The 14,551-nt window shown below is 61.9% G+C and carries 12 protein-coding genes and 1 tRNA gene; 7 read left to right on the top strand and 6 right to left on the bottom strand.

What is annotated here, in order from left to right:
- Window positions 1-80 precede the first annotated feature (80 nt).
- From ACETII_RS03060 to ACETII_RS03050, 3 genes are all read right to left on the bottom strand, one after another.
- Window positions 81-287 carry a hypothetical protein gene (locus tag ACETII_RS03060; protein ID WP_472787058.1) on the bottom strand — a complete coding sequence of 69 codons (207 nt, stop codon included), beginning with the start codon at window positions 285-287 and terminating at the stop codon, window positions 81-83.
- Window positions 288-312: 25 nt separating this feature from the next.
- Window positions 313-930, bottom strand: coding sequence for a hypothetical protein (locus ACETII_RS03055; RefSeq protein WP_472787057.1), 618 nt, complete (start codon window positions 928-930; stop codon window positions 313-315).
- A gap of 69 nt (window positions 931-999) precedes the next feature.
- Complete coding sequence (locus ACETII_RS03050) at window positions 1,000-2,280, bottom strand: tyrosine-type recombinase/integrase (protein WP_472787056.1); 1,281 nt, start codon at window positions 2,278-2,280, stop codon at window positions 1,000-1,002.
- Between the two features lie 156 nt (window positions 2,281-2,436).
- Between ACETII_RS03050 and ACETII_RS03045 the strand changes: the two genes are divergently transcribed.
- Together ACETII_RS03045 and ACETII_RS03040 are read left to right on the top strand one after the other, a co-directional pair.
- A tRNA-Ser gene (locus ACETII_RS03045) sits at window positions 2,437-2,514 on the top strand.
- Between the two features lie 266 nt (window positions 2,515-2,780).
- Entirely contained in the window at window positions 2,781-2,912 is a 132-nt protein-coding gene (locus ACETII_RS03040) for a hypothetical protein (RefSeq protein WP_363349559.1), read from the top strand.
- Between the two features lie 166 nt (window positions 2,913-3,078).
- On the opposite strand, the gene ACETII_RS03035 is transcribed toward ACETII_RS03040, so the two are convergent.
- On the bottom strand, window positions 3,079-4,386 hold the full coding sequence (locus tag ACETII_RS03035) for a DUF4214 domain-containing protein (RefSeq protein WP_472787055.1): 1,308 nt from the start codon (window positions 4,384-4,386) through the stop codon (window positions 3,079-3,081).
- A 198-nt stretch (window positions 4,387-4,584) separates the two neighbouring features.
- Between ACETII_RS03035 and ACETII_RS03030 the strand changes: the two genes are divergently transcribed.
- The 3 genes from ACETII_RS03030 (at window position 4,585) to ACETII_RS03020 (ending at window position 9,020) form a co-directional block, all read left to right on the top strand.
- Window positions 4,585-5,094 (top strand): hypothetical protein, encoded by a 510-nt coding sequence (locus ACETII_RS03030; protein WP_472787054.1) that lies wholly within the window; start codon window positions 4,585-4,587, stop codon window positions 5,092-5,094.
- 272 nt (window positions 5,095-5,366) lie between these two features.
- Window positions 5,367-6,359: an outer membrane protein gene (locus ACETII_RS03025; protein WP_472787053.1), complete on the top strand. Its 993-nt coding sequence runs from the start codon at window positions 5,367-5,369 to the stop codon at window positions 6,357-6,359.
- Between the two features lie 141 nt (window positions 6,360-6,500).
- Window positions 6,501-9,020: a TonB-dependent receptor gene (locus ACETII_RS03020; protein ID WP_472787052.1), complete on the top strand. Its 2,520-nt coding sequence runs from the start codon at window positions 6,501-6,503 to the stop codon at window positions 9,018-9,020.
- Between the two features lie 318 nt (window positions 9,021-9,338).
- Here ACETII_RS03020 and ACETII_RS03015 read toward each other — a convergent pair whose 3' ends face one another.
- On the bottom strand, window positions 9,339-10,667 hold the full coding sequence (locus ACETII_RS03015; protein ID WP_472787051.1) for a PepSY-associated TM helix domain-containing protein: 1,329 nt from the start codon (window positions 10,665-10,667) through the stop codon (window positions 9,339-9,341).
- Between the two features lie 481 nt (window positions 10,668-11,148).
- Window positions 11,149-11,520 carry a DUF2946 family protein gene (locus tag ACETII_RS03010; protein ID WP_472787050.1) on the bottom strand — a complete coding sequence of 124 codons (372 nt, stop codon included), beginning with the start codon at window positions 11,518-11,520 and terminating at the stop codon, window positions 11,149-11,151.
- Between the two features lie 131 nt (window positions 11,521-11,651).
- Between ACETII_RS03010 and ACETII_RS03005 the strand changes: the two genes are divergently transcribed.
- Together ACETII_RS03005 and ACETII_RS03000 are read left to right on the top strand one after the other, a co-directional pair.
- A complete protein-coding gene (locus ACETII_RS03005; protein ID WP_472787049.1) occupies window positions 11,652-12,077 on the top strand; it encodes a hypothetical protein in 426 nt (141 codons plus the stop codon).
- An 80-nt stretch (window positions 12,078-12,157) separates the two neighbouring features.
- Window positions 12,158-14,500: a TonB-dependent receptor gene (locus ACETII_RS03000; protein WP_472787048.1), complete on the top strand. Its 2,343-nt coding sequence runs from the start codon at window positions 12,158-12,160 to the stop codon at window positions 14,498-14,500.
- Window positions 14,501-14,551 lie beyond the last annotated feature (51 nt).

Genomic DNA, 14,551 nt, shown 5'->3' with positions numbered 1-14,551 from the left:
TTGTTCGCGCCATCCAGAGCAGCAAACGAGCAAGGCGGAGACGCTGGACGTGAAGGAACAGATCGAGGAGAGACGGGCGCTCAGTCATTGCCGCGCCTCTCCACAATCCGTTTATCGGCGGAGAAATCGCGTGGATGCAGCCAGTCGACCAGATCACACAGGAGCCCGGCGACCGCATTGGCCTCTTCCGGATTTTCGGGCAGTTGCTGGGCGATCCGCAGGGCGATTTGCCTTAGTTCGGCGAAGGACTTGGGGGTGTCCGTTTCGGTAATGGTAGCGTCAGACATCGGAAAAACCTTTCTTCACAATGGGTCAAACATGAGCACTGACGCACGACCGCAGCAGCGCCTCCGCGACTCCCCGCACGGGCAGGCAATCTTGGAGGTCCTCGTCGAGGAGATATGCAGCCTTACGCCGCGCCTCGTCGAGGGTGCGCACGGGACAGGCCGCAAGCGCTACGAGCGCAGCCGTCTCCGCAGTAGCCGCAGCATTCTCATCTTCGTGCGCCCGGTCGTCCTCGTCGAAAATCCTGTCGACGTTCGCGAGGTATTCCTGCTCTCGCGCATCCAGCTTTTCAGACGCCTGGCGAGCTAAATCAGCATCCCAACACTCCATCATCACGATGCGGCGGCGCTCCATGTGGTAAAGGCCCTTGAGCACGCTTTTGCAGACTTCACGAGTAAGGGGTTCGTAGTCGGGGAGCGCGTCTCCTAGGCCGGTGGGCACCACTGGACAAACAACGGCATCAGCACGCTTTAAGGCGGCGAGCCATGTCCGGCGCGCTTCCTTGTGCGCCTCGATAAGACGACCAAGTTCGTCTCCCTGCCACGCGAGCGACTCTGCCACGGCTGGCAGTGCGGCAATTGGCGTTGCGGCAAGGCCGGCGAGCATTGCCCGACGGCTTGGGACCTCTATTATACCCTTCGTCATGATGTAGATTCCTCAACTGGTTCGCGTCGTGACAAGGCCGGTGAGGGGCGCAATCCCTCTCCGGCCGCATCAGGCGGATGCGCCGGCCGATCCTCTGAAAGGGACGACGACGCCAGCAGGCTGCGCGTCGCCCATCAATTCTGAAATCCTGTTTGCAACCGCGTCAGCAGCGGCCAACAGCACCGCGTCGGCGTGATGCGTGTATCGAGACGTCACGGAATTTTTCCTGTGACCGATCAGCGAGGCAATCGTCAGCTCAGCAAAGCCAAGATCAGCAGCGACCGACGCGAACGAATGGCGCAGGACATGCGGCGTCACGTCCGCCGGCAGCCCGGCCCGCTCAGCAATGCGCAGCCAGACTTTATGAAAGCCAGCCATCGGTTTGTCAGGGGTCGTCGAAGAGGGAAACACAAGGTCGCCAAGGCGCGGCACTGCGCGAAGAATGTCGCAGGCGGCGTTGGGCAGCGGGCGCATCGATGATCCGGTCTTAGTGTCAGAAAGCCGGGCCGTGCGCGTCGCAAGGTCAATCTCAGACCACCGTAACGCCAGCATTTCGCCTCGACGCCAACCGGTTACCGCCAGGAACCGCGCGGCGTGGATTGCGACCGGCCATGCGCTTTCCGGCATATCGCGCAGAGCGTCGCCGAGGGCCCCATATTCGTGAGGAGAAAGCCGCCGCTCGCGCCTGCCGTCTGCTTGGCGAGCAACGCCCCGGCAGGGATTGTCCGTCCTAAGCCCTCGATTGATCGCGTAGGCGAAGATCGCGCCTAAAAGCCCAAGTGTGCGCGTGGCGGTTCCGCGCCCGCCGGTAACCCGAGCCAAGCCATGAACGCCGGTCTTTATGCGAGCGGCGGTGTCGCCATCAGTCACGGCCTCCTGAAACTTTTCAATGTCTCTCCGGGTAACGGCCGCGACCTTCATCCGGCCGAGCAGGGGGATGATATGGCGCTCGATGCGCCCCCGATCAGTGGATAACGTGCTCGCCTTCTTTGGGACCTTCCGGCGCGTCAGCAGCTTCCCGGCCTCCGCCTTCTCAAGATATTCGCGGCAGACGTCGGCGACGGTCGCAGCCTTCCGCGCCCCGATCTTTTCGCCGGCAGGGTCCGAGCCCTTGGCGACTTCCGAGAGGATGCGGCGCGCTTCGGCGCGAGCCGTGTCAGGCGTCCATGGCGCGCCGTGCCGCCCAATCGTCTGCCACCGCTGGCGACCATCGGCCGTCCGATACTTCAGAACGTAGGAAACAGCGTCGCCCTTCTGCCGGCGAGCCCCAAAGCCTGGCACAGCGCCCTTGCCATCATCCCAGACAGTCGAGCTCGGCCGAATCGTGGCGATGGATTTAAGAGTGAGCATCTCGAACGCCCTGGTAGCTAATGGAGGCTAGCAACCCCATAGCTACCACATGAAAGCAAACCTCAGCAATACCAATCAAGTCGCTTCAAAGAAAGCTACCAATGGAAGATAATGAAAAACAGTATGTTACAGACAAGTGATTTTCTTCGAGGCAGAGCGAGCAAACCCGAGCAAGAGGCGGGAACTGCCCTCCGAAGGCAGAGGTCGCACGTTCGAATCGTGCCGGGCGCGCCAAATCAAACCAGACAGCTAGAGGCAGGGGCGGCTGAGACTTGCTCAGCTTAGCCGCCACATAGCTACCTGCGAGCAGCCGACAGCCATCGTCCGGCACGCTTGCGACAAAGGCCGGCGCTAAAGGCGGCAACGCCTCCCATTGCGGCGGCAGGCCGCTAGCCGAGGGAGAAACGGCTCAAGGGCCATGTGCGCCGACGCACCGAAGTTCGCTTTTGGATGAGCTACCGTCAATCATCGAAACACGGACAGGACTGACGGAGCCGACCATGACCAAGCTGATCACGATCTTCGCGGCCTTCGCTCTGACCCTGAGCATCGGCTTCGCCAGCACGGCTTCCGCCGCTCCTGAGGGTTTCAATAACTTCGATGGCTCCGCCTGTTACTGCATGGACCCGTGATGTTTCTTTGGGAGCGAAAACGGCAAGGGGGCGTCTTCATGCGCTCCCTTTGCGCGATGTCGCAAAAGGCGAGCATCCACGGCTCGGACGCCGAGAGCTCAGCATGTTGGCAAGGTTCATGGCGGAGCCACAAGTCAACAGCGAAGTTCTTGAGCAACGCCCCTTGTCAGACGATCAGTGACAGATCCTGATGCGCGACAGAATTGTTGATCCCCAGAATGGCGACGTTCACTGTGCGGACGTCGAACGTCACGTGATCAATCGCGCGTATCGCGGACTGATAGGCCGCATCCGTGACGCTATGGGGGACGAGGATCTCCCCGCCTGTCTGCCCCGACGCATTCGCATAAGCCAGTGAAACGGCGATCTTGTTCTTGAAGGAATCCTGGCGCTCGACCGCAGCTTGGAATTCTGAAGACGACAGGCTCGCTGCGTTTGCGGGAATATCGTAACTGATCATCGCCTGCACGAATGCGCCGGCGATTTGAGCGCGTGCAGCTTGCGTGCCCAGGCCCTCGCTTCGAAGGCCTTGCAATTGGCTGGTCCAATATCGAATGCCGCCAGCGTCGCCAGCGTTCCCGCCGATGTTCGTGTATAGCGCCTCGACAAACTGAGGATCGCTCAACCTGCCGTATGTCGCGTCGAAGAAGGCGCTCTGGGTTGTGACAAACGCCTGCCCGAGCGCCTTTGCGTCTTGCGACGTCGTGCTTCCCACATGCGCGTTCGCCAATGTCACCCCGCGAGCGTCGGGTTGCTGGCGGAGATAGTCAACCCAATAGGAATAGCCGGGCATCTCAGCGGCCCGATCATAAAGGGCCGCATAAAGGCCGAGCAACAATTGCTGAGGCGTCGCCGACGCGGGGGGCGACGAGGGGGGCGCAGGAGTGAGGCTCGATGTCGCGACCGCTTGATCTCGAAATTGAAAAAACTCCACGCCGGTAATGCTGTCGCGGCCATCGCGGCCGGCGACTGCGTCGCTCACGATAAAGCCCCCCGCTCCATTCGAAGAAATTTTGTAGTCGGCGGAGTTTCCCTTGAAGACGAATGTGTCGGCGACAGGCGAGCCAATGATCGTTTCATTACCGGGAGCGCCATTGATGAATACATAATCTTCACCGGTGAGCCAATTGTAGTATTTTCCCTGTACGAACTGCCAGGCCGACATGTTCAGCGAACCGCCGCTCGTCATGTTTACGATGAAGTCCGTTCGTCCCCACGCGCCGTAGATTTGCACGTCATTGCTGATAAGGCCGGCGCCGAACTGCGAGGACGAAAAGGTTGCCTTGCCGGGCATGTCCATCGCCATCCAGTTGTAATTGATCTGCTCGAAACTATAGAAAACGGCCTGCGAGAAATCGAAGTTCTCGAGATAGCCTGGCGGCATGCCATGCCCGGCCCAAATAGCGTCTTGATTGCTGTCGCCGTAGTAAACGCCCGTGAGAACAGGGTTGAAGTTATCAACGACGGTCGTCATTTGGCTTTCTCCCACTCACGAAAGTCGTCCCGGACGCGCGTTGCTCGGACTGGCGGCGCATTGACGCATTCCGGCCACCAACTCAAAGTTGCAGTCTCCGCAAGCCGGCGACGCCGAAAAGCCGACTGCGTCACGCAATTTGGCGGCGGCGTGAGAGCGCGGGATTTCCGGGGCCGCGCGTTCGTCATAGCTTGAGCGTTGCTGGTTAGCAACACTTGGACACGATCTGCGCGCATCGCGCCGAATGCGGTTGCTATTCAGGCGGCGCTTCTCGAATATACGGCCATGCTCACGCTCGACCATCGTCGAAAGTCATGCGCCGCCGCGTTCATCGCGGTCGCTCTGGCTTTCTCGCTTGTCGTTCAAGGGGGCGTTTCCTTGCTGCTGGAGCGGGGGGGTGGTCACGCGGGCTACGCCAGGGTCGGCACCCTTTCACAGTGGGTCGCCGGCGTCAGATGCGCCAAGGACGGCTCCCAGTCGGACCTACCCACGGGCGGGCATGCGGGCGGGACGAATTGCGCCTCATGCGTGATGCCGGGCGACAAGGGCTCGGGGCTCGTCGTCGCGCCGCTTTCGGCCCTCCTGCTGGCGATTCTGCGACCGGAGAGCGCCAACCAGCCGAGTTATGCGCATGAAGACCCGCCGCTCGCATCCGGCCTTGAGGGCTGGGCGAGCACGTGGACATCCCAAGGGCCGCCTTCGACCTGATCGTCTTTCAGGCGTCGATCGAGGGAGCGCGTCTTCCGTCAACACAATCCTCCGAAACGACGGCCTTCGTCGAGCGCATGAGTTGTTCTCGGCTGCGGGGCCTGAAGATGGCTTTTCCGCAGACCCGTGAGCCCTTGCGACTCACGGAAATGGGACCGTCGTCGACGCGAAGCCTCATCGACGCTGAACCAAGCGCATCAAAACAGGCCGCTTCCCATTTGCCTGCGGGGGGGGGCCTTCAGCAAGCAGCTTTCAACCCAGGATGGACTTCAATGAAATCGACTGCCTCTCTCGCGGCGTTCGCGCTCATGCTTTCCGCTGGCGGCGCGCTCGCCGCCGACCTTCCCGCTCGCAAGGCCCCGCCGTTGCCGCCGGCGCCGCCGCCGCCGCTGTGGAGCGGTTTCTATGTCGGTTTGAACGCCGGCTACGGCTTTGGCGGCAGCAATGGCGTCACGACCGCGACGTCCGCCTGGGATCAATATGCGTCGACCTATTTCACGACATGGGCGGTTCCAAATCTGGCGGGCACATTCGGGGCGATCCAGGCCGCCAACTCGGGGCAGGGCTCGGCGAATGTGAGCGGTTTCGCCGGCGGCGCCCAGATTGGCTACAACTATCAGTGGGGTTCTAACGTGCTCATCGGCCTGGAGGCCGACATACAGGGCGCCACTATGAATGGTTCCGGGAGCTATGCGGGAGCCGCCGTCGACTCCTACCGGATGGGTAGAATGAACATGCCGCACGCCGACCGACAGGTGTTCGGCTACGGCAACGTACAGGCGTCCCTCGACTGGTTTGGCACTGTGCGCGGGCGCCTGGGTTATCTCGTCACCCCCACTCTTCTCGTCTATGGCACGGGCGGACTGACCTATGGCGGGGCTACGGTGAACGCCAATTATGTGAGCGTAACCAATTGGATCAACACGGGCATGCTGAATTACCCTTACTCGCAGACTGGGTTTGGGAGTGGAAATGCGTCGACCACGCTCGTGGGCTGGAACGCCGGCGGCGGCCTGGAATGGCTGTTTACGCCCAACTGGTCTTTGAAGGCTGAAGCGTTCTACTACGATCTGGGCAATCTCACTGTGCAGGGATATGCGAGCACGCCGGCTTCCGGGCTTCCTGCTCAAATGGGCACGGTGATCGGCGAAGCGCAGGGGCTCTTTCCCCACACGCGGGTCAACGTAAACGGCGTGATTGCTCGCGCCGGCGTCAATTACCACTTCAACTGGGGCGCTTCCGCTCCGGTCATCGCGAAATACTGACGCGCGCCACGTCGTCAGCTTACCGGAGGAGGGTCCCCCCTCTTCCGGCGACCGCCGCTGTTCGAAACCCAAACTGCTCGTCGCTGACAGATTGCGTTCTTCGGCGCGCCAGGCGGCTTTCCGCTCAGAGAGAGTGAAGCGATGTTACAAGCGCGACTCCTGACATGCAGTGCGATTGTTCTGGGCGTCGGACGGCTTGCCGTTTCGGAGGCCGTCGCCCAGACGAAGCTCCCGGATCTTTACGTTTCCGCAAGCCGGCCGACGCCCGTTCGGGCGACGACGGCGCAGCCGCCACAGCCCGTGCAGGAGACGGCGCCGATCAGCCGACCTTCGATCGTCGACGAACAGAAAATCGAGGTTCTGCGCGTCCAGTCCGAAGATGCTACGAAGCTTCTCGAGCGGACGCCGGGCGTCACCATGTATGAAGCGGGCGGCGTCTCCCGCCTTCCCGTTATCCAGGGCCTTGCGGACGATCGTGTGAAAATTCTCACGGGCGGCGTGAGCATCACTTCCGCCTGCGCCAACCATATGAACCCGCCGCTCTCCTATACCGGCTCGAATAACGTCGAGAAGATAGAGGTCTATTCGGGGGTCGTGCCCGTCAGCAAGGGGGGCGACTCCATCGGTGGGACCATCATTGCAGAGCCGAAATCGCCCGTGTTTTTGGCGCGGAGCCCCGGCGCCTCGGAGGAAAAACAGGTCGGCGGGACGATGGCGCCGTTGTTCCAGGCCGGTAAGTCGGCGCGCGGTTTAGACGTGAACATGCTTGCCTCTGGAGAAATTTCAAGCGCCTATCGCTCGAACAACGTCGGGATCAGCACGTCGGCGACGGTCAACGAGGCAATGGATCGTTTTGCCTTCCTCTATAACGGTTCTTGGGCGCGCGGCCGCAATTACAACGCAGGCGGAAACAATGCAGAGGCGTTCTCGACAGACTTCATTTCCGAGAATCATTCCGGAACCCTGGCCTATCGGGCCGACGGGCATTTCGCGTCGCTGCGCGTCGCATACGAAAACATCCCCTATCAGGGATTCGTCAATCAGCGCATGGATATGATCGGGAACCGGGGGTATCTGGCCGAGGCCAAATATAACGGAACGATCGACTGGGGCGTTGTCGACGCGCGTCTCTACTGGAATTCCACCGCGCACAAGATGGGTTTCTTGCAGGACAAGCAGCCCAACAACATGCCGATGGATACAACCGGCCTCGATTACGGCTACTCGATCAACCTCGATCACAGGATCGACGAGCGGCTCCTGTTGCGGGTAGCGAGCGAATTCCACGGCTTCAGGCTGAACGACTGGTGGGAGCCGATTCCCGGCGGCGGCGTGATGACGATGCTGGACAACACGACCTTCATGGCGCCGTTTCCGGACATCTACAGCATGAAAATGCTCATGATGACGCCCTTCACACAGTGGAACATCCAAAACGGAATGCGAAACCGCTGGAGCCATTACGCGGAGGTCGAAACCAACTGGTCGCCGCAACTCGAAACGCTTTTTGGCGTGCGCAGCGATCTGGTCTTCTCCAACGTCGGCGCGGCCCAGGCGTATGATCCCAACAATCCGACGATCATGCCCATGCTGACTTCCGGCAATCTCTGGCGCCCGGGAGAGATGCAGAATCCTGACGCGACGGCCGCCGCTCGCTTCAACCAGCAGGACCGCCGGCGTTTCGATCCGAATTTCAACATCACTGCGCAGCTGCGCTACAAGCCAACCGAAGATACGGTCTTCGAGGCCGGCTATGCCCGCAAGACTCGGTCGCCCAATCTCTATGAGCGTTACTCCTGGGGCGTAAGCTCCATGACGACGGCGATGATCAATCAGTTTGGCGACGGCAATGGCTATGTCGGCAATCTCGCCCTGCAACCGGAAGTCGCTCACACGGTTTCCGTTTCGGGCGCCTTCAAGGACAAGGAGCGCGGCATAGAGGCCAAGATCGCTCCCTATTTCAGCTTCGTGAATAATTTCATCAATGCGCAGCGCGTCAGCAGCTTCCGCTTTGGCGGCTACTACAATGCCGGTCCCTATACGTTCCAGGAACTGCAATTCGTCAACCACAGGGCCATCATCTATGGCGTCGACGCCAATGGCCGCGCCAAACTCTATGAAGAGGACACCCTCGGTCGCTTCGATCTAACCGCGCTCGTAAATTACACTTACGGCGTCGATCTGGACGCGGGCAATCCGCAGAATTGCCTCGCAACCACGGGGCAGAATGTCACCCTGCAGGACTATTACCAGGATACGCAATGCTACATTCTGACCTCGTCGCAGCGCGCAGGCGACGGTCTCTACCACATCATGCCGATAAACGCGCGCGTCGGCCTGGAACACAAATTGGGCGGCTGGACGAACACTTTTGAGGTTTACACGGTCGGCGCGAAGACGCATGTGTCGGTGCAAAGGGCGGAGCAGATGACCCCCGCTTATACGCTGTTCAACTTCCGCACCAGCTACGAGTGGCAGAATTTCAGGGTCGACTTCGCGATCGAAAATCTGACCAATACACTCTATTTTCCGGCGCTGGGCGGCTTCAACATGGCGGGCTACATGGTCTGGACGAATTACAACTACAGCCGTTTCCCCGTTCCGAGCCCTGTGCCGGGAATGGGCCGCAACGTCATTGCTGGCTTGACGGTTAAATTCTAGTGGCGAAAGGCTGACAACTTCTGCTGCCGAGGGTCGCCATTCACTCCGGCGATCGGCGTCGTAAATCCAGCGAAGCCGCCGGAGGGGTTTCAAACTCCGGCGGCTTCTTCGGTCAGCGGGTTGGTCGCAGGGGTCCGCCAGCCGATGGATGGACACTATCCCGGGCGACTACGAAGCGTATGTGCTTTGGCGCACGACGCAGGCCGCAGAGGGCGCTCAGGCGGCGCCGCGCGTGCGAACCGGGGGGAAATGCGCCGAGAGATGACGGAGACGGGGGAAAGGCCCTTGGACCGACGCGCCCTCCCTTCGCTTCTTCCCTCAAAGCCACTTCTTTCGCCACCAGCGAACGAGGCCGGTGATTGAGAGAACCACGACGCCAATCGCGAATAGGTCGTTGATCCACTTCCATTCCGACCAGAAGAACGTTCCCATGTGCAGACGCAGGATCCAGTTAATCCAGGGAACGCCTTCGTCTGGTGGTTGAGCGACTTCGAAGGACTCCAGCGAATGACCCTCTTCGTCGGTGACGAAGAACTTGTTCGAGCTCTTCCACAGCAGCCTGTCCTCGAGCTCAGTCACGTCGGTCGGCATGAACATGCCTTCCATGCCGCCCATGCCCATTTTCTTCCGTCGTTCCGCCGCGTCCGGCGGCGCAGCGGGGCGCGCCCCGCCGGGACCGGGGACGCCGAGCATGCGTGATTTCTCAGGCGCGGCGATGATCTCCTGGGCGCGGTCGTCAGGACGGATCGTGGACGGTCCCGCCATGCCATTGGCGACCAGCACCTTGTCTCCGATGCGGCGCAGCCGTGCGGCGGCGACCACCGGCCGGCCGCTCGCGTCTTCCTCGCGCGCGAAGGTCTGGCCGCCGTCCGCCGTCGTGAACATGCCGATGCGGCTGCCGATCGTGAAAACCCCCGGCGCGTCCGGATAGGCCACGATGGCCTCGATCCAGCCGTCCCAGGATTTCAACGCGAAGGCCGGCGTGAGATAGGCTTGCGGCACCTGCACCGAGCGCATCCACATCAGGAGCTCGCGGCCATGGCCGAGCAGAACGCCCGTAACCGAGAGATAGAGAAGCATCACGACCGACGCCAAGCCGACAGTCGGGCTGTGCAGGTTGAAGAGCCACTTGATCGTCGTCTTCTTGGCGGCCTTCGAGGCGCGCCCCGCTTCACGGCCCTGCGACTTCCAATATTTTGGCAGTCCCCAGTAGAGCAGCCCGGTGAGCGCCAGCAGAAACATGCCGAGGCCGCCAATGTCGTTCATGACAAGCGACGTCAGCGGATCGAAGAAGGCGCGGCCGAAATGCAGGTCGTGGACGAAGTGGATGAGGTCGACGGTCGGCGGCCGGGTCTGTTCGTCGAGCGGCGACAGCGCGATCTCTTCGATCTTGCCATCGTCTGTCCCGAAGCGCAGCACTTTCGACTTGTCGACGACGAGCAGGAGCTGGTCGGCCCGGTCGCTTGCGGCGATCGCGGTGACATGCGCGCCCGCAAGTCCCGCCGGCGCGGCGGCGGCGCCCTTGTCGGTCGAGCGATAGACGCCGTTGTCGGTCGCAAACCACAGACGTCCCCAGCCGAGAGCCGGATCGGGCGTACGCCCGAAATTTGCGGATGGTCGCCGTCGACGAAGCGAGTGGCCGTCCAACTCGCGCCGCCGTCGGAAGAGGCCCACAAACCGCGCGGGCCTCCGGCGATGCGGTTCGAGGGCGACGTCGGGTCGATCTGGTGGAAACGGACCACGTTTCGTGCGGCGAAATCCTGTAGGTCGACGGGCGTCAGCCAAGCGGGCGCCTTGCCCTGCTGCATCCAGCGCCACTCGTCGTGATCCATCAGAAAGCCGGTCACGCCGAGCGCCGCGAGCCAGCCCAGGCCGACCAGGCCCGCCCATTTGTGAATGACGAACGACCATCGGTAGAGCTTGGAGCCGCCCGCCTCTGTCTTCGGCGCGGGACGCCGGCCGGTCTCCGTCACGCCAGGGGCGTCGTCAATGGCGGACCGGCGAAAAAAGGACTCTAGAAAAGTCATGCGAGCCTCCCTCGCAACAGTGGCGAACCGCGCCGCGTCTCTTGGCGCGCGGGCGCGTTAGATCGCGCGCGTCCTGCGGCGGGCTTTTCGGTTTTGGGAGATCAGACGGCGAGCGCGGGAGGCGCGCGAGATCGGAGATCGTCCGGCGTGTCGTCGGTCACATGCCCGAGGCGGCGGGCGAAGCCACGGCGGGTCGACGCCTCATGTCGCATCAAGAAGGACGCGGTCGAAATCGCCGCGAGGCCGACGGCGTCGCTGAGCTGACAGGCGCCGCAACAGGCGCCGGCCCGTTTCGACGCGTCATTCGTCTCTTCGCCGCCAAGGCACAAGGCGTGGGCCAGCGCCGCAGACGCGGAATGTTCGACGCCGCGTTCGGGCGACTGGTGCGCAGCGCCGAGCAGGACGGCGACAAGGGTCGAGAGCGCGTAGACCGCGACCAGCCCCAGCCTGACAAATTTGAAGACGCCGCGCATACGTCGAAGCTAGGACCGCTAAGACGCAGCTGTCAAGCTAACTGTGACGTTCAAGTCACACTGCGTTTGTTTTCAGTCGAGCCTGCCGCCTCGAGCTTGACCATATTCCCCGGCGGTGGTGTTTTTCGCCAATGATGCGGAACCAGCCGGTAAAGCCATGGACAGAGACTCGCGGCGCGCTGATTGCCGGCTGCGTGGCGCTGTTCTTGGCTTTGCAGGGCTTGCTGGCGCCCCTCGCCGCCGTCGCCCACGCCGCGCGCGCGGTTGACGGCGCGTCGGTCAGTTCTCTGGTCGACTCCGAAATCTGCCATAAAGGCGACGCTGGCGATCCCTCCGAGCGCGCGCGCCACAACCCCCACGGCTGCTGCATCCTATGCCAGGCCCATGCGCGCGACGCGGCGTTCGTCACCGTCGCCGCATCGGCGTGGATCGCATGCGCGTTGATGCGTGACGCCGCGCCGCGAGCAGCCGTTTATCCCGAGCCGAAAGACGCACGGCCGAAGTCGGCCGGCTGGGCAAGCAGCTGGTCCTCGCGCGCGCCCCCTTTCTTCTCCTGAGCGCATGAGCCGCGGCGCAGGCGCGTCGCCCATTCCATTCGTTCGCACGGCCCCTCAACGTGGCCGATCAGGAGAATTACATGCACGTCCCGCACCTGCTGCGCGGCGGCGCGTCCGCCGTCGCCCTTCTTTGCGCCCTCGATTCCGTCGCCGAGGCCCAGACATCGCTTCCCACCATCAGCATCGGGCCCGCGCGTCCAGGCCTCTCGCGTCGTCCGGCGGCGGCGAGCCCCTCGACGGGGACGACTGGCTCCGGCGCTAATCAGCCTGCGCCGGAAAAAGAAATCGTCGTCGAGACCGCGACCCGCACGCAGAAGAAGGTGAGCGAGGCCCCCGGCGACCTGACCGTCTTCAGCCAGGAGTATATCCAGCGCCGCGATGCGCCGCGCCTCGGCGCGATCATTCGCGACGCGCCGGGCATCTATTCATGGGGCAACAGTCTCGGCTATGCGGCGCCCTCCGCCAATCGCGCCGGCCGCTTTTCTTTCCGCGGCATTTCGGGCCTGCAGCGCACCTTGTTTCTCTACGACGACCAGATCATGAACGACCCGATGTTCGGGTCGTTCAATTATTCGCAATATTTCATGGACGACATCGAGCGCATCGAGACGCTGCCCGGCGCATCCTCGGCGCTTTATGGCGCAAACGCCTATGCGGGCGTCGTGCGCGCCTTCAGCAAAATACCGGAAAAGCGCGAAATTCTGGCCCGAGGCGAATCGTCTTTCGGGGAGTTCTCCCGCCAGGCCGGCGACGTCATCTATCGCGATCGTTTGCCAAACGGCGTCGGATGGAGCGCGGGGGGCCGCTGGGAAGGCAGTTCCGGCTTCAGAGACAACGTCATTCAGCGCACGCTGGTCGCGCCCTACGTCGCCGGGGCCATCCCCACCGTCAACGCACAGGGGCAGCAGCTGTGGAATCTCGGTCTGCAGGGCGAGGCGAAATGGCGGACTGTCAATTCGCAGCTCAAGCTCTATTACGACTACGACAACGCGACCAAATTCGGTGCGGGGGTCAGCTATTTTCTCAGCAATTCCATGCAGGGGCTGTTCGAGAGCTATGCGCCCTATTCCAGCTATCTCGCCTATAATGCGCGCGTCTCGGGCGCGAACCGCATCACGCCGAGCGCAGTTCTCGGCGCAGGCCTCGCGTACGAATCGAATGTGATCAGCTACGGCTTTGCGAAACATCGCTTCTCCGAGGAATCGGAGATCAAGCTGAACGTCAGCAACATGGCGCGAGTCTATCGGTTCACGACGCCTTCTTCCGCGACGGGCTCCAACGCCTGGGCGCTGGGCGGAGCCGGCGTCTATAATAATTATCCGCAGAACCTGTTCAGCGCGAGCGTGCAATACACCTTCCCGGTGAAGTTCCTCCCCTTCTTCGCGCATCACCTCACGACGGGCGTGGGCACGGATCGCGGCGCCGCGACGTTTCAGGCCTATAATGTCAGCGACTGGACCAATTTCGGATCGTCGACGCTCTTCACGAGCAGCATGCAGGGGGTCTCGAATTTCGTCTGGGGCTTCGTGCAGCATGAAATCAAGGTCACAAATTGGCTGACGGCCTATCTCGGGGGCCGCGTCGACTGGTGGCATACGCATGGCGTGCGCGTCACGGGCGGCGCGCCCTACGATAATTTTCCGGGCCAGGACGTCGTAAACTTCAATCCTAAAGTTTCGCTCGTCGCCAACATGCCTTGGGAGAACGGCGTGATGCGCGCCTCCGCCGGCCGCGCCTTCCGCGCGCCGACGCTGAACGCGCTTTACGTCGACAGCACGCGCGGCAATGTGCGCAGTTTCTCCAACCCGAATTTGAAGCCCGAGACGGCCATTTCCTGGGAGGTCGGCTACGAGCAGTTTTTCAAGCAGACGGGAACCTTCGCCAAGGCGACCTTCTTCGAAAGCTGGCTCTCCGACTACAACTCCACCCGTCGCCTGCCGGCGCCGAGCATCATCCAGAACTGGTCGACGACGGTGAACACCGGCGAAGCGGTTGTGCGCGGATTCGAAATCACCGGCTCGCAGCAGATCACCGACTGGCTGACGGCCTATGTGACCTACACCAATGTTTTCGACGCCCAAACCCTCGAGGCGCCGGATCAGCCGGAAACGGTCGGCAAGCGTCTCCCGAACGCGCCGCGCAATCTGTTCAACGCCTCTCTCGAAGCCAATTATGGCGATTGGACCGGCACGCTTACCGGAAGATATACGGCTGACAGTTACGACCTTGCGACCAACGCCGACTTCGTGCGCGGCGTCTACGGCAGCTTCGACCGCTTCTGGCAGCTCGACGCCTATATCTCCTACAAGCCGACCAAATTTGCGGAGATCTACTTTGCTGGCAATAATATGCTCGGCCGCTACTATCAATTTACGATCAACCCTGGCGCCTTTTTTACGGCGGGGCTGAAACTGACCTACTGAACCGACGCAACGCATACGCGGTTGAAGACCGACAGAAGGAAGGACGCTCGG

It is taken from the genome of Methylocystis sp. NC52PC (genome assembly GCF_055698645.1).
Note: the sequence above shows the minus strand (reverse complement) of the source record. Positions and strands in the feature narration are given on the sequence as shown.

What these genes read in the sequence shown, in the direction of transcription:
- ACETII_RS03040 (WP_363349559.1), top strand. Translation starts at nt 2,781, where the DNA reads ATGACCAAGCTGATCACGATCTTCGCGGCCTTCGCTCTGACCCTGAGC.
- ACETII_RS03020 (WP_472787052.1), top strand. Translation starts at nt 6,501, where the DNA reads ATGTTACAAGCGCGACTCCTGACATGCAGTGCGATTGTTCTGGGCGTC.
- ACETII_RS03035 (WP_472787055.1), bottom strand. Translation starts at nt 4,386, where the DNA reads ATGACGACCGTCGTTGATAACTTCAACCCTGTTCTCACGGGCGTTTAC.
- ACETII_RS03050 (WP_472787056.1), bottom strand. Translation starts at nt 2,280, where the DNA reads ATGCTCACTCTTAAATCCATCGCCACGATTCGGCCGAGCTCGACTGTC.
- ACETII_RS03055 (WP_472787057.1), bottom strand. Translation starts at nt 930, where the DNA reads ATGACGAAGGGTATAATAGAGGTCCCAAGCCGTCGGGCAATGCTCGCC.
- ACETII_RS03010 (WP_472787050.1), bottom strand. Translation starts at nt 11,520, where the DNA reads ATGCGCGGCGTCTTCAAATTTGTCAGGCTGGGGCTGGTCGCGGTCTAC.
- ACETII_RS03025 (WP_472787053.1), top strand. Translation starts at nt 5,367, where the DNA reads ATGAAATCGACTGCCTCTCTCGCGGCGTTCGCGCTCATGCTTTCCGCT.
- ACETII_RS03060 (WP_472787058.1), bottom strand. Translation starts at nt 287, where the DNA reads ATGTCTGACGCTACCATTACCGAAACGGACACCCCCAAGTCCTTCGCC.
- ACETII_RS03005 (WP_472787049.1), top strand. Translation starts at nt 11,652, where the DNA reads ATGATGCGGAACCAGCCGGTAAAGCCATGGACAGAGACTCGCGGCGCG.
- ACETII_RS03000 (WP_472787048.1), top strand. Translation starts at nt 12,158, where the DNA reads ATGCACGTCCCGCACCTGCTGCGCGGCGGCGCGTCCGCCGTCGCCCTT.